Origin of the sequence: Actinosynnema sp. NPDC023658 (genome assembly GCF_040639995.1) — a bacterium.
Lineage (GTDB): Bacteria > Actinomycetota > Actinomycetes > Mycobacteriales > Pseudonocardiaceae > Actinosynnema.
In genome coordinates this window covers 24,514-39,191 of sequence record NZ_JBFAAX010000016.1, presented here as the reverse complement: position 1 = coordinate 39,191, position 14,678 = coordinate 24,514, and the positions used below count along the sequence as shown (strand labels likewise).

At 72.3% G+C, this 14,678-nt stretch carries 15 protein-coding genes; 9 read left to right on the top strand and 6 right to left on the bottom strand.

The window, feature by feature from the left end:
* On the bottom strand, window positions 1-553 hold a 553-nt coding region (locus tag AB0G02_RS04065; RefSeq protein ID WP_360789003.1), incomplete at its 3' end, for a glycerate kinase.
* Between the two features lie 42 nt (window positions 554-595).
* Between AB0G02_RS04065 and AB0G02_RS04060 the strand changes: the two genes are divergently transcribed.
* Window positions 596-1,228: a DUF3043 domain-containing protein gene (locus AB0G02_RS04060; protein ID WP_360789000.1), complete on the top strand. Its 633-nt coding sequence runs from the start codon at window positions 596-598 to the stop codon at window positions 1,226-1,228.
* 498 nt (window positions 1,229-1,726) lie between these two features.
* Window positions 1,727-2,713, top strand: coding sequence for an aldo/keto reductase family protein (locus AB0G02_RS04055; protein ID WP_360788997.1), 987 nt, complete (start codon window positions 1,727-1,729; stop codon window positions 2,711-2,713).
* Between the two features lie 19 nt (window positions 2,714-2,732).
* Here the strand turns inward: AB0G02_RS04055 and AB0G02_RS04050 are convergent, their stop codons facing one another.
* Window positions 2,733-2,933, bottom strand: coding sequence for a hypothetical protein (locus tag AB0G02_RS04050; protein ID WP_360788994.1), 201 nt, complete (start codon window positions 2,931-2,933; stop codon window positions 2,733-2,735).
* Between the two features lie 76 nt (window positions 2,934-3,009).
* On the opposite strand from AB0G02_RS04050, the gene cobU reads away from it, so the two are divergent.
* From cobU to AB0G02_RS04035, 3 genes are read left to right on the top strand one after another with little or no spacing between them, the layout of a single operon-like run.
* Window positions 3,010-3,549, top strand: a complete 540-nt coding sequence (gene cobU / locus AB0G02_RS04045) for a bifunctional adenosylcobinamide kinase/adenosylcobinamide-phosphate guanylyltransferase (protein ID WP_360788991.1) — start codon at window positions 3,010-3,012, stop codon at window positions 3,547-3,549.
* Window positions 3,550-3,563: 14 nt separating this feature from the next.
* Window positions 3,564-4,616, top strand: coding sequence for a nicotinate-nucleotide--dimethylbenzimidazole phosphoribosyltransferase (cobT, locus tag AB0G02_RS04040; protein WP_360788989.1), 1,053 nt, complete (start codon window positions 3,564-3,566; stop codon window positions 4,614-4,616).
* Window positions 4,616-5,320: an adenosylcobinamide-GDP ribazoletransferase gene (locus AB0G02_RS04035; protein WP_360788986.1), complete on the top strand. Its 705-nt coding sequence runs from the start codon at window positions 4,616-4,618 to the stop codon at window positions 5,318-5,320. Before cobT ends, AB0G02_RS04035 begins: the two co-directional genes overlap by 1 nt.
* 217 nt (window positions 5,321-5,537) lie before the next feature.
* On the opposite strand, the gene AB0G02_RS04030 is transcribed toward AB0G02_RS04035, so the two are convergent.
* Both AB0G02_RS04030 and AB0G02_RS04025 read right to left on the bottom strand, forming a co-directional pair.
* On the bottom strand, window positions 5,538-6,638 hold the full coding sequence (locus tag AB0G02_RS04030; protein ID WP_360788983.1) for a branched-chain amino acid aminotransferase: 1,101 nt from the start codon (window positions 6,636-6,638) through the stop codon (window positions 5,538-5,540).
* A gap of 75 nt (window positions 6,639-6,713) precedes the next feature.
* On the bottom strand, window positions 6,714-7,895 hold the full coding sequence (locus AB0G02_RS04025; protein ID WP_360788981.1) for an amino acid permease: 1,182 nt from the start codon (window positions 7,893-7,895) through the stop codon (window positions 6,714-6,716).
* Between the two features lie 222 nt (window positions 7,896-8,117).
* Here AB0G02_RS04025 and AB0G02_RS04020 point away from each other — a divergent pair, with 222 nt between their 5' ends.
* Window positions 8,118-9,614 (top strand): leucyl aminopeptidase, encoded by a 1,497-nt coding sequence (locus AB0G02_RS04020; protein WP_360788979.1) that lies wholly within the window; start codon window positions 8,118-8,120, stop codon window positions 9,612-9,614.
* Window positions 9,615-9,632: 18 nt separating this feature from the next.
* On the opposite strand, the gene AB0G02_RS04015 is transcribed toward AB0G02_RS04020, so the two are convergent.
* The gene (locus AB0G02_RS04015; RefSeq protein ID WP_360788976.1) at window positions 9,633-10,241 is read right to left on the bottom strand and encodes an NAD(P)H-binding protein; all 609 of its coding nucleotides are present in this window, start codon (window positions 10,239-10,241) and stop codon (window positions 9,633-9,635) included.
* A 48-nt stretch (window positions 10,242-10,289) separates the two neighbouring features.
* Here AB0G02_RS04015 and AB0G02_RS04010 point away from each other — a divergent pair, with 48 nt between their 5' ends.
* Entirely contained in the window at window positions 10,290-10,868 is a 579-nt protein-coding gene (locus tag AB0G02_RS04010) for a TetR/AcrR family transcriptional regulator (RefSeq protein WP_360788973.1), read from the top strand.
* Here AB0G02_RS04010 and AB0G02_RS04005 read toward each other — a convergent pair.
* Window positions 10,865-11,182, bottom strand: a complete 318-nt coding sequence (locus AB0G02_RS04005; RefSeq protein ID WP_360788970.1) for an oxidoreductase — start codon at window positions 11,180-11,182, stop codon at window positions 10,865-10,867. The two genes, AB0G02_RS04010 and AB0G02_RS04005, sit on opposite strands and share 4 nt — an antisense overlap.
* A 175-nt stretch (window positions 11,183-11,357) precedes the next feature.
* Between AB0G02_RS04005 and lpdA the strand changes: the two genes are divergently transcribed.
* Both lpdA and sucB read left to right on the top strand, forming a co-directional pair.
* Window positions 11,358-12,728 (top strand): dihydrolipoyl dehydrogenase, encoded by a 1,371-nt coding sequence (gene lpdA / locus AB0G02_RS04000; RefSeq protein WP_360788968.1) that lies wholly within the window; start codon window positions 11,358-11,360, stop codon window positions 12,726-12,728.
* A 54-nt stretch (window positions 12,729-12,782) separates the two neighbouring features.
* Complete coding sequence (sucB, locus tag AB0G02_RS03995; RefSeq protein ID WP_360788965.1) at window positions 12,783-14,576, top strand: 2-oxoglutarate dehydrogenase, E2 component, dihydrolipoamide succinyltransferase; 1,794 nt, start codon at window positions 12,783-12,785, stop codon at window positions 14,574-14,576.
* Window positions 14,577-14,678 lie beyond the last annotated feature (102 nt).

Genomic DNA, 14,678 nt, shown 5'->3' with positions numbered 1-14,678 from the left:
CCGGTGACGCGCCCTTCTGCGGGCCGAACGTGCGCGCGGCGCCGTGCGGGCCCAGGAGGGGGTTCTCCACGTCGGCGGCGGCCACGAGCCGGGCCGTCACGGGCCGGGCGGTCTCGCGCAGGCCCTCGCCGCCGTCCGTGGTGCCCGAACCGCCCAGGCCGACCACGATCGTGTGAACGCCGGCGTCGCCGGCCGCGTTGAGCAACTCCCCGACGCCCCTGGTGGTGGCGGTCTCGGCCGTGCGCGGGCGCTCGTCGGACGGGATGAGGTGCAGGCCGCAGGCCTGGGCGGACTCGACGTAGGCGGTGCCGTCGTGCTCCAGCCACCGCGCTTCGACGGGCGTGCCGAGCGGGCCGGTGACGGTCGTCGCGTGGAGCGAGCCGCCCAGGGCGGTGTGCAGGACGTCCACGAAACCGGGACCGCCGTCGGCCAGCGGGCGCAGGTGGAGCTCGTCGTCGGGTGCGGTGCGGCGCCAGCCCTCGGCCACGGCCTCGGCGACCTCCCGCGCGGTCAGCGTTCCGCCGAAGCAGTCCGGCGCAATAACAACTCGCACCTGGCGAACAGTACTTATCGGGTCATCTCCTAGTCTGGTGCGGTGAGGTTCCTGCGCCGCAACGCCGACGAAGCCGCCGAGACCACCGCCGAGGACGCCACCGCGGAGGTGAACCCGGCCGACCCGTCGCGCACCCCCGGCAAGGGGCGGCCCACGCCGAAGCGTCGTGAGGCGGAGGGCAAGCGGCGCGGCCCCGTGCCGCCGCCGCCGAAGACGCAGCGCGAGGCGTTGAAGCGGGCGCGCGGGAGCAAGGTGTCGAAGGAGGAGCGCCGCGCGGCGGCGGTCGAGCGCCGGCAGCGGATGATGGCGGGCGAGGACAAGTACCTCCTGCCCCGCGACCGCGGCCCGGTGAAGGCCTACATCCGCGACGTGGTCGACTCGCGCCGCAACCTCATGGGCCTGTTCATGCCGCTGGCCATCCTGGTGTTCGTCGCGCTGCTCGTGCCGATGCCCGCGATCCAGCAGTACGCGACCCTGCTGACCACGTTCATGCTGCTGGCGATGATCGTCGAGGGCGTCGTGCTGGGCCGCATGGTGGTCAAGCGCGTGCGGGCGAAGTTCCCCAAGGACACCACCCGGGGCCTGTCCATCGGCTGGTACTCGTTCATCCGCGCCAGCCAGCTGCGCCGCCTGCGCGTGCCCAAGCCCCGGGTGAGCCCGGGCGACCGCATCTGACCGCTCGCGGGCGGCACCACGATCGGATGGTTGCCACCGGGCGTCCCGGTGGGCATCCTGAAGACGACCACAACCCCTCGCCCATGCGTCACCCCCACGGGACGGCTCGTCCGTTCCACCAGGGGGAGGGCGGGGGGCTCTCCCGGCTCAGCGGTCGGGGGAGCCCCTCGTGCCCCACGTGCGTGCGTGCCGATCCCGGCCCGCACGAAATGTGGAGGTGGCGCCATGACCAACGAGGTCGTGCAAGTGGGTGGGGTTGTGGGCGCGGTCGTGACGCTCCGGTATCTCACGCAGCTGGTCGTGGTTGTCTGGTCTCTCCGAGCGGACAAAGAGGGTCGCCAACACGCGATCCGGCTCCTCGAGCTGCTGCGTGGCACGCGCCCGGTGCGGCGCAGACCGCCGTGACCCCCTGCGCGTCCCCCTGCGCCGGGGGTCGCTCCACGTCTGCCGCCGGGAGTTCATTAGCTTGCCGAACGAGTTCTCACTAGACTCGGCCACATGGAGTTCCGACGCCTCGGCCGCAGTGGCCTGAACATCAGCGAGATCTCGTACGGCAACTGGCTCACCCACGGTTCCCAGGTCGAAGAGGACCAGGCGACCGCGTGCGTCCGGGCGGCCCTGGACGCGGGCATCACCACGTTCGACACCGCCGACGTCTACGCCAACACCAAGGCGGAGTCGGTGCTGGGCCGCGCGCTGGCCGGTCAGCGGCGCGAGTCGCTGGAGATCTTCACGAAGGTCTTCTGGCCGACCGGCCCCGGCGGCCCGAACGACAAGGGCCTCGGGCGCAAGCACATCATGGAGTCGATCAACGGCTCGCTGGAGCGCCTCCAGACCGACTACGTCGACCTCTACCAGGCCCACCGGTACGACAAGTCGGTGCCGCTGGAGGAGACGATGCTCGCCTTCGCCGACGTCGTGCGGCAGGGCAAGGCGCTCTACATCGGCGTCTCCGAGTGGAACGCCGACCAGATCGCCCGCGGCGCGGCGCTGGCGCGCGAGCTGAACGTCCCGTTCATCTCCAACCAGCCGCAGTACTCGATGCTGTGGCGCGTCATCGAGTCGCAGGTCGTGCCGACCTCCGAGCGCGAGGGCATCAGCCAGATCGTCTGGTCCCCCATCGGCCAGGGCGTGCTGACCGGCAAGTACCTGCCCGGTCAGCCGCTGCCCGAGGGCTCGCGGGCGACCGACGAGACCGGCTCGAAGTTCATCCAGCGCTTCCTGCGCGACGAGGTGCTGGAGAAGGTCCAGCAGCTCAAGCCGCTGGCCGAGGAGGCCGGTCTGTCGCTGGCCCAGCTCGCCGTCGCGTGGACGCTGCAGAACCCGAACGTGGCCAGCGCGATCATCGGCGCGTCCCGCCCCGAGCAGGTGAACGAGAACGTGAAGGCCGCCGGCGTGAAGCTGGAGGACGAGCTGCTGAAGAAGATCGACGACGTGCTCGAGGGCGTCGTGGAGTCCGACCCGCGGTTCACCGTCACCCCGTGACGCGTGCCCCCGCCCCGGTCTACTCGGCCGGGGCGAGGGACATCGGGCCGTAGACCTCGGACTCGTCGCGCAGCAGCGTCACCTGCGCGACGCCCGCCTCCCGCAGCCCCGCCCACTCCGCGCCGAACCAGTCCTCGGCGGCCGTCTGGTCGGGGAACCCGACCAGCGGGCCGTCGACCTCGTGGCCCTGCTCGTCCTGGTACCGCCACCGGTACTCCACGACGGCCTCCTCCGCTGCGCGCTGCGGGTAACGTTCCCGGTCAGGCTATGTCCTCCCGGAACAGATGGGGTGCGGTGTGACGCGTCGGACACTGGTGCTGGGCGGCGCGCGCTCGGGCAAGTCGGCGCACGCCGAGGGGCTCCTCACGGAGGACGTGGTGACCTACGTCGCCACCGCCCGGCGCTACCCCGATGACGCCGACTGGGAGCTGCGGATCGCCCAGCACGTCGCCCGCCGCCCGACGACGTGGACGACGGTGGAGGCGCCCGCGCCCAGCGACCTGATCGCCCTGCTCACCGCCACCCGGGACACCGACCCGCCGATCCTGGTGGACGACCTGGCCACGTGGCTGGCGGGCGCGTTGGACGACGCGGGCGCGTGGGAGGGCCACGGCATCGGGCAGGTCGAGGACGAGTGCGCCGCGTTGGTCCGGGCGGTCGGGGGGACGCGCGCCCGGCTGGTGCTCGTGTCCGCGGAAGTCGGCCTCGGCGTCGTGCCCAGCACCCACTCTGGCAGGCTCTTCCGCGATCACCTCGGCTCGCTCAACGCGCGGCTGGCCGAGGTCTGCGACGAGGTGCTGCTGGTCGTCGCCGGAATCCCCCTGCGACTGCGTTGACCCGGAGGTAGTCGGTGACCGTCGAGTTCCCCGCCAGGGAGTTCCCTCCCGTAGTGCCGCCCAGTGAGCACGTGCGCACCGAGGCGCTCGCCCGGCACGCCGTGCTCACCAAGCCCGTCGGCTCGCTGGGCAGGTTGGAGGAGCTCGGCGCCTGGGTGGCGGCGTGCCAGGGCGAGTGCCCGCCCCGGCCGTTCACCCGGCCCCGGGTGGTGCTGTTCGCGGGTGACCACGGTGTCGCCCAGCACGGCGTGTCGGCGTACCCGAGCGAGGTCACCGGGCAGATGGTGGCTAACTTCCTCGCGGGCGGCGCGGCGGTGAACGTGCTGGCGAACGTGGCGGGCGCGACGGTGCGCGTGGTGGACCTGGCGGTCGACTCCGACACCCCGGTCGGTGACTTCAAGGTGCGCCGCGGCTCCGGGTCCATCGACCGCGAGGACGCGCTGACGCTCGACGAGGCCGAGCGGGCGGTCGAGATCGGCCGCAAGCTGGTGGACGACGAGGTCGACGGCGGCGCGGACCTGCTCATCGCCGGTGACATGGGCATCGGCAACACGACCCCGGCGGCGGTGCTGATCGCCGCGCTGACCGGCTCCGAGCCGGTGGCCGTGGTCGGTCGCGGCACGGGCATCGACGACCAGGGCTGGATGCGCAAGACCGCCGCGATCCGGGACGCGCTGCGCCGGGCCCGGCCGGTGATCAGCGACCCGGTGGCGCTGCTGGCCGCCGCGTCGGGCGCGGACATCGCCGCGATGGCCGGGTTCCTGGCGCAGGCGGCGGTGCGCAAGACGCCCGTGGTGCTGGACGGCGTGGTGGTCGGTGCGGCGGCCATCGTCGCGGAGGAGATGGCGCCCGGTGCGCGTGACTGGTGGGTGGCCGGGCACCGCTCGGTGGAGCCCGCGCACGCGTTGGCGCTGGGGCACCTGGGCCTGGACCCGCTGCTGGAGTTCGACATGCGGCTCGGTGAGGGTTCCGGCGCGGTGGCGGCGCTGCCGCTGGTCGTGATGGCGACCCGGGTGCTGGCCGAGATGGCGACCTTCGACAGCGCGGGCGTCTCCGGACCCGCCTGATGCGGTTGGCGTTGTCCTGGCTGACGGTGCTGCCCGTCCGCGTCGGCTCCGGTGAGGTCGACGCGCGGGCGGCACGGCGGGCCATCGCGTTCGCGCCGCTCGTGGGGTTGCTGCTGGGTGCGGCGGTGGTGGGCCTGCTCGCGCTGCCGCTGCCCGGTCCGGTGGCCGGTTTCCTGGTCGTCGGGTTCCTGGCGCTGGCGACGCGCGGCATGCACCTGGACGGGTTGGCCGACACCGCCGACGGTTTGGGGTGCTACGGGCCGCCGGAGCGCGCGCTGGCCGTGATGAAGGACGGTGGCGCGGGGCCGTTCGCGGTGGTGGCGCTGATCGTGGTGCTGGGCGCCGAGGCCGCCGCGTTCCCGCTCGTCGGGTGGGGTGCGGTGCTGCTGGCGCTGACCGCCGGGCGGGCCGCGTTCGTGCTGTGCTGCCTGCGCGGCGTGCCGGCCGCGCGCCCGGAAGGCCTGGGTGCCCTGGTGGCGGGCACCCAACCGCGGTGGACGGCCGTCGCGTGGTGGGCGGTCCTGGCCGTGGCGGGCTTCTTCGTGGACCCGTGGCGCGGCCCGGTCGGCGTGGTCCTGGCCGGCGCTCTCGTCGCCCTGCTGATCCGCCACACCGGGAAGCGGTTCGGCGGCATCACCGGCGACGTCCTGGGCGCGGCCTGCGAAACCGCCACCCTGACCGTTCTGGCCGTCGCCACCCTCTGACCAACCCGCGTGTCCTACCTCCAGACCACGAGAGTCCTACGTTCAGACCGCGAGAGTCCTACGTTCAGGACACCTGAGTTGAACGCTCAGCGCACGGCCGTCCGTCGTGAGCATTCAACTCGGGGTGCGCGAACGTAGGACACGCACGTTCCGAACGTAGGACACGCGAGGTCTGGAGGTAGGACTCTCGCGGCGTGGAGGTAGGACTCTCGCGCGATCAGGTGAGGCGGGTCATCCAGTGGTGGGTGTCCGGGACCAGGCCCTGCTGGATGCCGGTCAGGTGGTTGCGCAGCTTCATGCTCACGTCGCCCGTGCGGCCACCGGACACGCTGAACTCGCCCTCGGCGTGCTTTACGTGCCCGACCGGCGTGATCACGGCGGCCGTGCCGCAGGCGAACACCTCGGTCAGCTCACCGGAGTCGGCCTTCTTCTCCCACTCCTCGGTGGAGAACCGCCGCTCCTCGACCCCGAGCCCGAAGTCCGACGCCAGCTGCAGCAACGAGTCGCGCGTGATGCCCGGCAGCAACGCGCCGGACAGCTCCGGCGTCACCACGCGGGCGTCGTCACCGGTGCCGAGGACGAAGAACAGGTTCATCCCGCCCATCTCCTCGACCCACCGGCGCTCCACCGCGTCCAGCCACACGACCTGGTCGCAGCCCTGCTCGGCGGCCTGCGCCTGCGCCACCAGTGACGCCGCGTAGTTGCCCGCGAACTTCGCCGCACCCGTGCCACCCGGCGCCGCGCGCACGTACTCGGTCGACAGCCACACCGTCACCGGTTTCAACCCGCCGCTGAAGTACGAGCCCGCCGGCGAGGCGATGAGCACGTACAGGTACTCCTTCGACGGCCGCACGCCCAGCCCCTTCTCGGTGGCGTACAGGAACGGCCGCAGGTACAGCGACTCCTCGGGGATGGCGGGCACCCACCGCTCGTCGACGGCCAGCAGTTCCCGCAGCGATCCGAGGAACAGCTCGTCGGGCAGTTCGGGCATCGCCATGCGGCGGGCCGACGCGCGGAAGCGCTCGGCGTTCGCCTCGGGGCGGAAGGAGGCGATCGAACCGTCGGGCTGGCGGTAGGCCTTGAGCCCTTCGAAGATCGCCTGGCCGTAGTGCAGCACCATGGCCGCCGGGTCCAGCTCCAGCGGGCGGTAGGGCTCGACGACGGCGTCGTGCCAGCCCTGCTCCTGGTTCCAGCGGATCGTCACCATGTGGTCGGTGAAGTGCTGCCCGAAGCCCGGCTTCGCGAGTACCTCCGCAACGCGCTCCGGGGTCGCCGGCTGCGGGTTGGGGGTCCGGGTGAAAGGCAACGCGGTCGTCATGGCAGCACGATAGCCGCCAGTGGGACGTCGGAAAATCGCTGTCCCGACGCTCGGACCTCCTACCATCCGGACGGGTTAGCCGACGGCCTGCCGCACGCGACCCAGAGCGAGCAACCCGGTACCCAGAGCGAGCGCGACGCCGGTGATGACGAGGGCGTCGGCGGGTGCGCTCATCGCCAGCAGCACGGACAGGCCGAGCCCCAGGCACGCCGTGCGCATCGGCCACGTCCGGTCCTCCTGGAGCAGCACGCGCGCCGATGCGTTCGTGAAGCCGTAGTAGAACGCCGTGCCGCACGCGCCCACCGCCAGCGCGGTCGACGGCGGCAGCGCCACCACGCCGAGGACGGCCAGCGCCGCGCTCACCACCTCCAGCGGCCAGCCGGCGCGGATCTGCGGCAGGTCGCCGGTCTCGGTCAGGCCGACGAGCGTGCGCCGGGCCGACGCGAGCACGAAGAACAGGCAGGACACGGCGGCGACGGCCGCACCGAGCCCGAGCACGGGCAGCAGCCAGCGACCGTCCGCGACGACCAGCGCGTCCCGCAGCGGCGCGGGCGACAGCGCCAGGCGGGCCGATCCGAGCTGGCGCAGCACCGCCACACCGACGGCGACGGTCACCAGCAGCGTCAGGCCGATGGCCACGGGCACCGCGACGCGCAGCACGCGGGCGGAGAAGACCTGGTCACCGGCGTTGGGCGCGGTGATCCGCTCGAAGCCGACGAACGCGGCGAACAACAGCAGCGACGCGCTCATCACCCCCTCGAAACCGGGCGCGTCGACCACCTCGGCGGCGACGTTGTCCGGCGGCGCGACCGAGAAGCACACCAGCACGACCAGCGCGAGCACGCCGAGCACCACGGCCACCGCGGCCACGCTCAGACCGGTGGTCCACCGGAAGCCCGCCGCGCCGAGCGCCGCCGTCACCGCGATGAGGCCGCACGCCGCCAGCACGCGGTGCTCCGGGACCACGTACGCGCCGAACACCCCGACCAGCGCGGCCGCCATGCCCGCTCTGCCGACCAGGTGGGCGCTCGCGCCGATGCGCGCGGGCCACGGGCCCAGTTGGTTGCGGATGTAGGCGTAGCCGCCGGGCGCGTCGGGGTAGGCGCGGTGCTGGTCGGCGGTCGAGTAGGCGCAGCACAGCGCGGCCAGCGCGGCCAGGACCAGGCCGGGGAGGAACCAGGGACCCGCGACGGCCGCAGCCGGGGCGAACCCGGTGAAGACACCGGCGCCCAGGGTCGCGCCGAGAGCGAGTGCCACGGCCCCCGCACGGAGCGTGATTGTCACCGGTACACAGTCGCAGATCATCCAGGTGACTGCGAACGCCCGGCCGGTTGACCCCCATTCGTGTTAATTGTTACTCATTGCGATCGAAGGTGCGACGGACATGGGTGTGAACAAGACCTTTAGCATTCGTCACGATCCACCCCGATCCCGCCGCACGACCAGGAAGCGCCGGGAGGACCCCGTCAAGGAGCCGCAGTGACCGCGCCGAAGCTGGCCATCACCGACAGTGACCCGAGCAGCACCACCGCCGACGCCGTGGTGGTGGGCACAGTCCAGGGACCGGACGGCCTCGCCCTCGCCGCCGGGTCCGAGGCGGTCGCCGCCGCGTTCGACGGCGGCCTGTTGGACCTGCTCGACGCCGTGGGCGCGAGCGGCAAGGCCGAGGAGGTCGTCTCCGCACCCGCGCTCGGCAAGATCGGCGCGCGCGTCGTGCTCGCCGTGGGCCTGGGCAAGCCCGCCGACGACGGCTCGGTCACCGAGGACCAGGTGCGCCGCGCGTCCGGTGCCGCGGCCCGCGCGCTGGCCGGCAAGAAGCGCGCCGTCAGCACGTTGTCCGCGCTGCACCTCGGCCCCGCCGTCGAGGGCACCGTGATGGGCGCGTACTCGTTCACCGCCTACAAGTCCAACAAGGGCGACGGCCCGGTCGCGCGCGTCGACTTCGTCGCGCCGGCCGAGGGCAACATCCGCGCCCACCGCGCGACGCTCAAGGCGTCCACCGCGATCGCGGAGGCCGTCACCGCGACCCGCGACTTCGTCAACACCCCGCCGAACGACCTGTTCCCGGCGTCGTTCGCGGACCGCGCCGCCGCCCTGGCCAAGGCCGAGGGGCTGGAGGTCGAGGTGCTGGACGAGAAGGCGCTGCGCAAGCAGGGCTTCGGCGGCATCCTCGGCGTCGGCGGCGGCTCCAGCCGTCCCCCGCGCCTGGTGCGCATCACCTACCGCGGCCCGAAGGCGGGCAAGAAGGTCGCGCTGATCGGCAAGGGCATCACCTTCGACACCGGCGGCATCTCCATCAAGCCCGCCGCGGGCATGGACGAGATGACCTCGGACATGGGCGGCGCGGCGGCCGTCATCGCCACCGTCGTGCTGGCGGCGAAGCTCAAGTTCCCGCTGGAGGTGACCGCGTGGGCGCCGATGGCGGAGAACATGCCGTCGGGCACCGCCTACCGGCCCGGTGACGTGCTGACCATGTACGGCGGCAAGACCGTCGAGGTGCTCAACACCGACGCCGAGGGCAGGCTGATCCTCTCCGACGCGATCGTGCGCGCCTGCGAGGACGCCCCGGACTACCTGATCGAGACCTCCACGCTGACCGGCGCGCAGGTCGTGTCGCTGGGCAAGCGGACGTCCGGCGTCATGGGCACCGACGCGTTCCGCGACCGGGTGGCCGCGCTCGGCCGCGCCGTGGGCGAGCAGGCGTGGGCCATGCCGCTGCCGGACGAGCTGCGCGGCGACCTGGACTCGCGGGTGGCCGACATCGCGAACGTCTCCGGCCACCGGTTCGGCGGCATGCTCACCGCGGGCGTGTTCCTGCGGGAGTTCGTGGCCGAGGGCGTCACGTGGGCGCACATCGACGTGGCCGGCCCGTCGTTCCACACCGGCGGTCCGTACGGCTACACCACCAAGGGCGGCACCGGCGTCCCGGTGCGCACCCTGGCGGCGGTGCTCGCCGACATCGCGGCCAACGGCTGATCGGACCGCGACCAGCCGCTAGTTCGCGACGCTGATCGCGTGTCCCGCGGTTCCCGGGTCGGCCAGGCAGCGCAGCACGAGCGCCGCCAGGTCGGCCCGGGACACCCTCGTGCCACCCCTCACGTTGGTGTCCACGGCGGTGCGGAACGCGTCCGTGCGCGGCCCGTCGGTCAGCTGCGGCGGGCGCAGGATCGTCCACTCCAGACCGCTGCCGCGCACGACCTCCTCCATCCGCGCCATGTCGTCCCACGGGTGCTTGAGCACCCGGCGCAGGACCGGCTTGACCAGGTGACGGCTGAACGGGCCGTCACCGTCGGTCACCATGCCGCTGTTGCTCACCACGACGAGCCGGCCCACCCCGCGCGTCTTCATGGCCACGACCAGGGCCGCGGTGCTGTCGGTCTGCACGGACGTCGGCCTGCGCGCCGACCGCGAGCCGATGGCCGACACGACGGCGTCCGCCCCGGCGACGTGCGGGCCGAGCGAGTCGGGGTCCATCACGTCCGCGACGGTGTCCCGGCCGTTGCGCGTGCGCACGATCGCGGTGACCTCGTGACCGGCCTCCCGCGCCAGCTCGACGACCTTCGCGCCGGTACCCCCGCTGGCCCCCAAGACGGTGATCCTCATGCCGCGCCCTTCGGTTGGTGAGTACTTACTAACCTCTAGGGTAGCGCCATGGGCACACGCGACCGCATGCTCGACGCGGCGGCACACGTCATGCGCACGAAAGGGCTGGCGCGGACGACCACCAAGGAGATCGCCAAGGAGGCGGGCTTCTCGGAAGCGGCGCTGTACAAGCACTTCGCGGACAAGACCGACCTGTTCCTGGCCGTGCTGAGGGAGCGGACGCCGAGCGGCCTGCACACCCTGCTGACGGGCCTGGAGGCCGGGCGCGGCGACGTGCGGCGGACGTTGATCGACATCGCGCGGGCCGCGATGGCGTTCTACGCCGAGACGTTCCCGATCGCCGCGTCGATCTTCTCCGAGCCGGCGCTGCTGGCCGCGCACCGCGAGGCGCTGAAGGTGCACGGCACGGGGCCGGCGATGGTGCCGCGGATGCTCGTGCGGTACCTGGAGGCGGAACGGTCGCTGGGCCGGCTACCGGCGGGCGCCGACCCGGAGGCGGTCGCGGACCTGCTCCTCGGCGCGTGCCACTACCAGACGTTCCTCGGCTTCTTCGCCGACCGGCCGACCGACCCGGAAGCCCTGGTCACCGCCCTGTGGGACGGCCTGGGCGGTGCCGGACCGCGCTAGGACCGACCCTTGCGCCGCGAGTACTCGCGCATCCGCTTGGGGTAGCCCACGATGCCCGCGTCGTAGATCGGGATCTGCAGCTTCTTGGCCAGGCGCTTGGCGCCCTCCGTGCCGTCGATCCGGCGACGCGTCCACTCGCCGTCGTGCGCGACGAACACGATCGTGGTTTCCGTCACGGTCGTCTTCGGCTCGACGTAGGCTTCCACTCCCCGGCGCTCGGCGGCCCACCGCTCGAGGTGGCCGGTGTCCGTGGTCGTGGCCGAGCGCAGCACACCGGGGCGCTGCTTCCTGCGGAAACGGTCGAACAGGCCCACCGGGCCACCTCCTGCCGGGACTTCTGGCGACCATGGTGCCGGCGGGCGTGTGAAGGCGGGGCCAAATCATCCCAACAGGACACCGCGTCGCCGTCGTTCGCACGGTAGTGACAAGATGGCAACCACACGCGCGCACCCGCGCGGAGTAAGGCATCAAGCTCTCCAGGGAGAACCCGTGACCGACACCTCCGCCGACCTTGTGATCCTCGGTGGCGGCTCGGGCGGCTACGCCTGCGCGTTCCGCGCGGCCGAGCTAGGCCTGTCCGTCATCCTGGTCGAGAAGGACAAGCTGGGGGGCACGTGCCTGCACCGCGGCTGCATCCCGACCAAGGCGCTGCTGCACGCGGCGGAGGTCGCGGACAACGCGCGCGAGGGTGACCAGTTCGGCGTGAAGTCCTCGCTGGAGGGCATCGACATCGCGGGCGTGAACTCGTACAAGGACGGCGTGGTCGGCCGGCTGTACAAGGGCCTGCAGGGCCTGGTCAAGGCCAACAAGGTGACGCTGGTCGAGGGCGCGGGCACGTTCGTCGGCCCGAACACCGTCGAGGTGGACGGTCAGCGCTACACCGGCAAGAACGTCGTCCTGGCGACCGGTTCGTACGCGCGCAGCCTGCCGGGCCTGGAGATCGGCGGCCGGGTCATCACCAGCGACCAGGCGCTCAACCTGGACTTCATCCCGGAGAAGGTCGTCGTGCTCGGCGGCGGCGTCATCGGCGTCGAGTTCGCCAGCGTGTGGGCCTCCTTCGGCGCGGAGGTGACCATCGTCGAGGCGCTGCCCCGCCTGGTCCCCGCCGAGGACGAGTACGCGTCCAAGCAACTGGAGCGCGCGTTCCGCCGCCGCGGCATCAAGTTCAAGACCGGCGTGAAGTTCACCGGCGCGACCCAGGACGACTCGGGTGTGTCGGTCACGCTGGAGTCCGGCGACGTGCTGGAGGCCGACCTGCTGCTGGTCGCCGTCGGCCGCGGCCCCAACACCGCGGGCCACGGCTACGAGGAGTCGGGCGTCAGGGTCGAGCGCGGCTTCGTGATCACCGACGAGCGGCTGCGCACCAGCGTGCCCGGCGTCTACGCCGTCGGTGACATCGTGCCCGGCCTGCAGCTCGCGCACCGCGGCTTCCAGCAGGGCATCTTCGTCGCGGAGGACATCGCCGGGCTCAACCCCAAGGTGATCGACGAGGCGGGCATCCCCCGCGTCACCTACTGCAAGCCCGAGGTCGCCTCGGTCGGCCTGTCCGAGGCCGCGGCCAAGGAGAAGTACGGTTCCGCGGAGACGTTCGTCTACGACCTCGCGGGCAACGGCAAGAGCCAGATCCTGAAGACCGCCGGGGGTGTCAAGCTCGTGAAGGCGCCCGACGGCCCGGTGGTCGGTGTCACCATGGTCGGTGAGCGGGTCGGCGAGCTGATCGGTGAGGCCCAGCTCATCTACAGCTGGGAGGCCTACCCCGAGGACGTGGCTCCGCTGATCCACGCCCACCCGACCCAGACAGAAGCCCTCGGCGAGGCTTTCCTCGCCCTGGCCGGCAAGCCGCTGCACGTGCACGGCTGACCGTCGCACCCCAGTCAGCCGATCACCGACCCACGCACGAGGAGTCAGCGAACGATGGCCTTCTCCGTCCAAATGCCCGCACTCGGCGAGAGCGTCACCGAGGGCACGGTCACCCGCTGGTTGAAGCAGGAGGGTGACCGCGTCGAGGTCGACGAACCCTTGCTGGAGGTGTCCACCGACAAGGTCGACACCGAGATCCCGTCGCCCGCGGCGGGTGTGCTCCAGAAGATCGTCGCCCAGGAGGACGAGACCGTCGAGGTCGGCGCCGAGCTCGCCGTCATCGGTGACGGCTCCGACTCCGGGTCCTCCGATTCGTCGTCCGACTCGTCCGCCGGTGACGCCACCGCGCCGGCCGAGGAGGCCCAGCCGGAGCCGCAGTCCGCACCCGAGCCCGCACCTCAGGCCGAGGCCGCACCGGCTCCCGCCGAGGCGCCGGCCCAGTCCGGTGGTGGCGCGGCCGAGGGCACCCCGGTGACCATGCCCGCGCTGGGCGAGAGCGTCACCGAGGGCACCGTGACCCGGTGGCTCAAGGCCGTCGGGGACTCGGTCGAGGTCGACGAGCCCCTGCTGGAGGTGTCCACCGACAAGGTCGACACCGAGATCCCGTCGCCGGTGGCGGGCACCCTGCTGGAGATCAGCGCGGGTGAGGACGAGACCGTCGAGGTCGGCGGTCAGCTCGCGGTGATCGGTTCGGGTTCGCCCGCGCCCGCCGCGCAGGAAGCCCCGAAGCCCGCCCCCTCGCAGGAAGCCCCGAAGCCGGCTCCCGCCCAGGAGGCGCCGAAGCCCGCCCCCGCCCAAGAGGCTCCCCAGCAGGAGGCTCCCCAGCAGCAGGCCCCCCAGCAGCAGGCCCCCCAGCAGGAGGCGCCCAAGCAGGAGTCCTCGTCCGAGGAGTCGGCCAACGGCGCCCCGTACGTGACGCCGCTGGTGCGCAAGCTCGCGTCGGAGAACGGCATCGACCTGTCCACGCTGAAGGGCACCGGCGTGGGCGGCCGGATCCGCAAGCAGGACGTGCTGGCCGCCGTCGAGGCCGCGAAGGCCCCGAAGGAGGAGGCGCCCAAGCCCGCCGCCGCGCAGGCGTCCGCGCCCGCCCAGCGGGTCGCCTCCGCCCCGGCGGACACCAGCGGCAAGCGCGGCACGGTGCAGAAGCTGCCCCGGCTGCGGCAGATCGTGGCCCAGCGCACGCGCGAGTCGTTGCAGGTCTCGGCGCAGCTGACCCAGGTGTTCGAGGTGGACGTCACCAAGATCGCCCGGCTGCGCAACCGGGCCAAGGCGGCGTTCGAGCAGCGCGAGGGCACGAAGCTGACGTTCCTGCCGTTCTTCGCCAAGGCGGCGGTCGAGGCGCTCAAGCAGCACCCGGTGCTCAACGCCTCCATCGACGAGGAGAAGAAGGAGATCGTCTACCACGGTGCCGAGCACCTGGGCATCGCGATCGACACCGAGCGTGGTCTGCTCAACGCGGTCATCGCGAACGCGGGAGACCTGAACCTGGCCGGCCTGTCGCACAAGATCGGTGACCTGGCGGCGCGGGCGCGGGCCAACAAGCTCACCCCGGACGAGCTGACCGGCGGCACGTTCTCGCTGACCAACCTGGGCAGCAACGGCGCGCTGTTCGACACCCCGATCATCCAGCAGCCGCAGGTCGGCATCCTGGGCGTGGGCGTGGTCAAGAAGCGGCCGGTGGTGATCACGGACGAGAACGGCGACGACACGATCGCCATCCGGTCCATGGCCTACCTCGCGCTGACCTACGACCACCGGCTGGTCGACGGCGCCGACGCGGGCCGCTTCCTCACCACGGTGAAGAACCGGCTGGAAGAGGGCTCGTTCGAGGCGGACCTGGGTCTGTAAGGCCCCACGACCTCGAAGGCCGCTCCCGGTTCGCCGGGGGCGGCCTTCGGCGTGGTGGGGGTGACACGTCCGCCGCTGTGCAACCGGCCCCCGGCTGCGAGA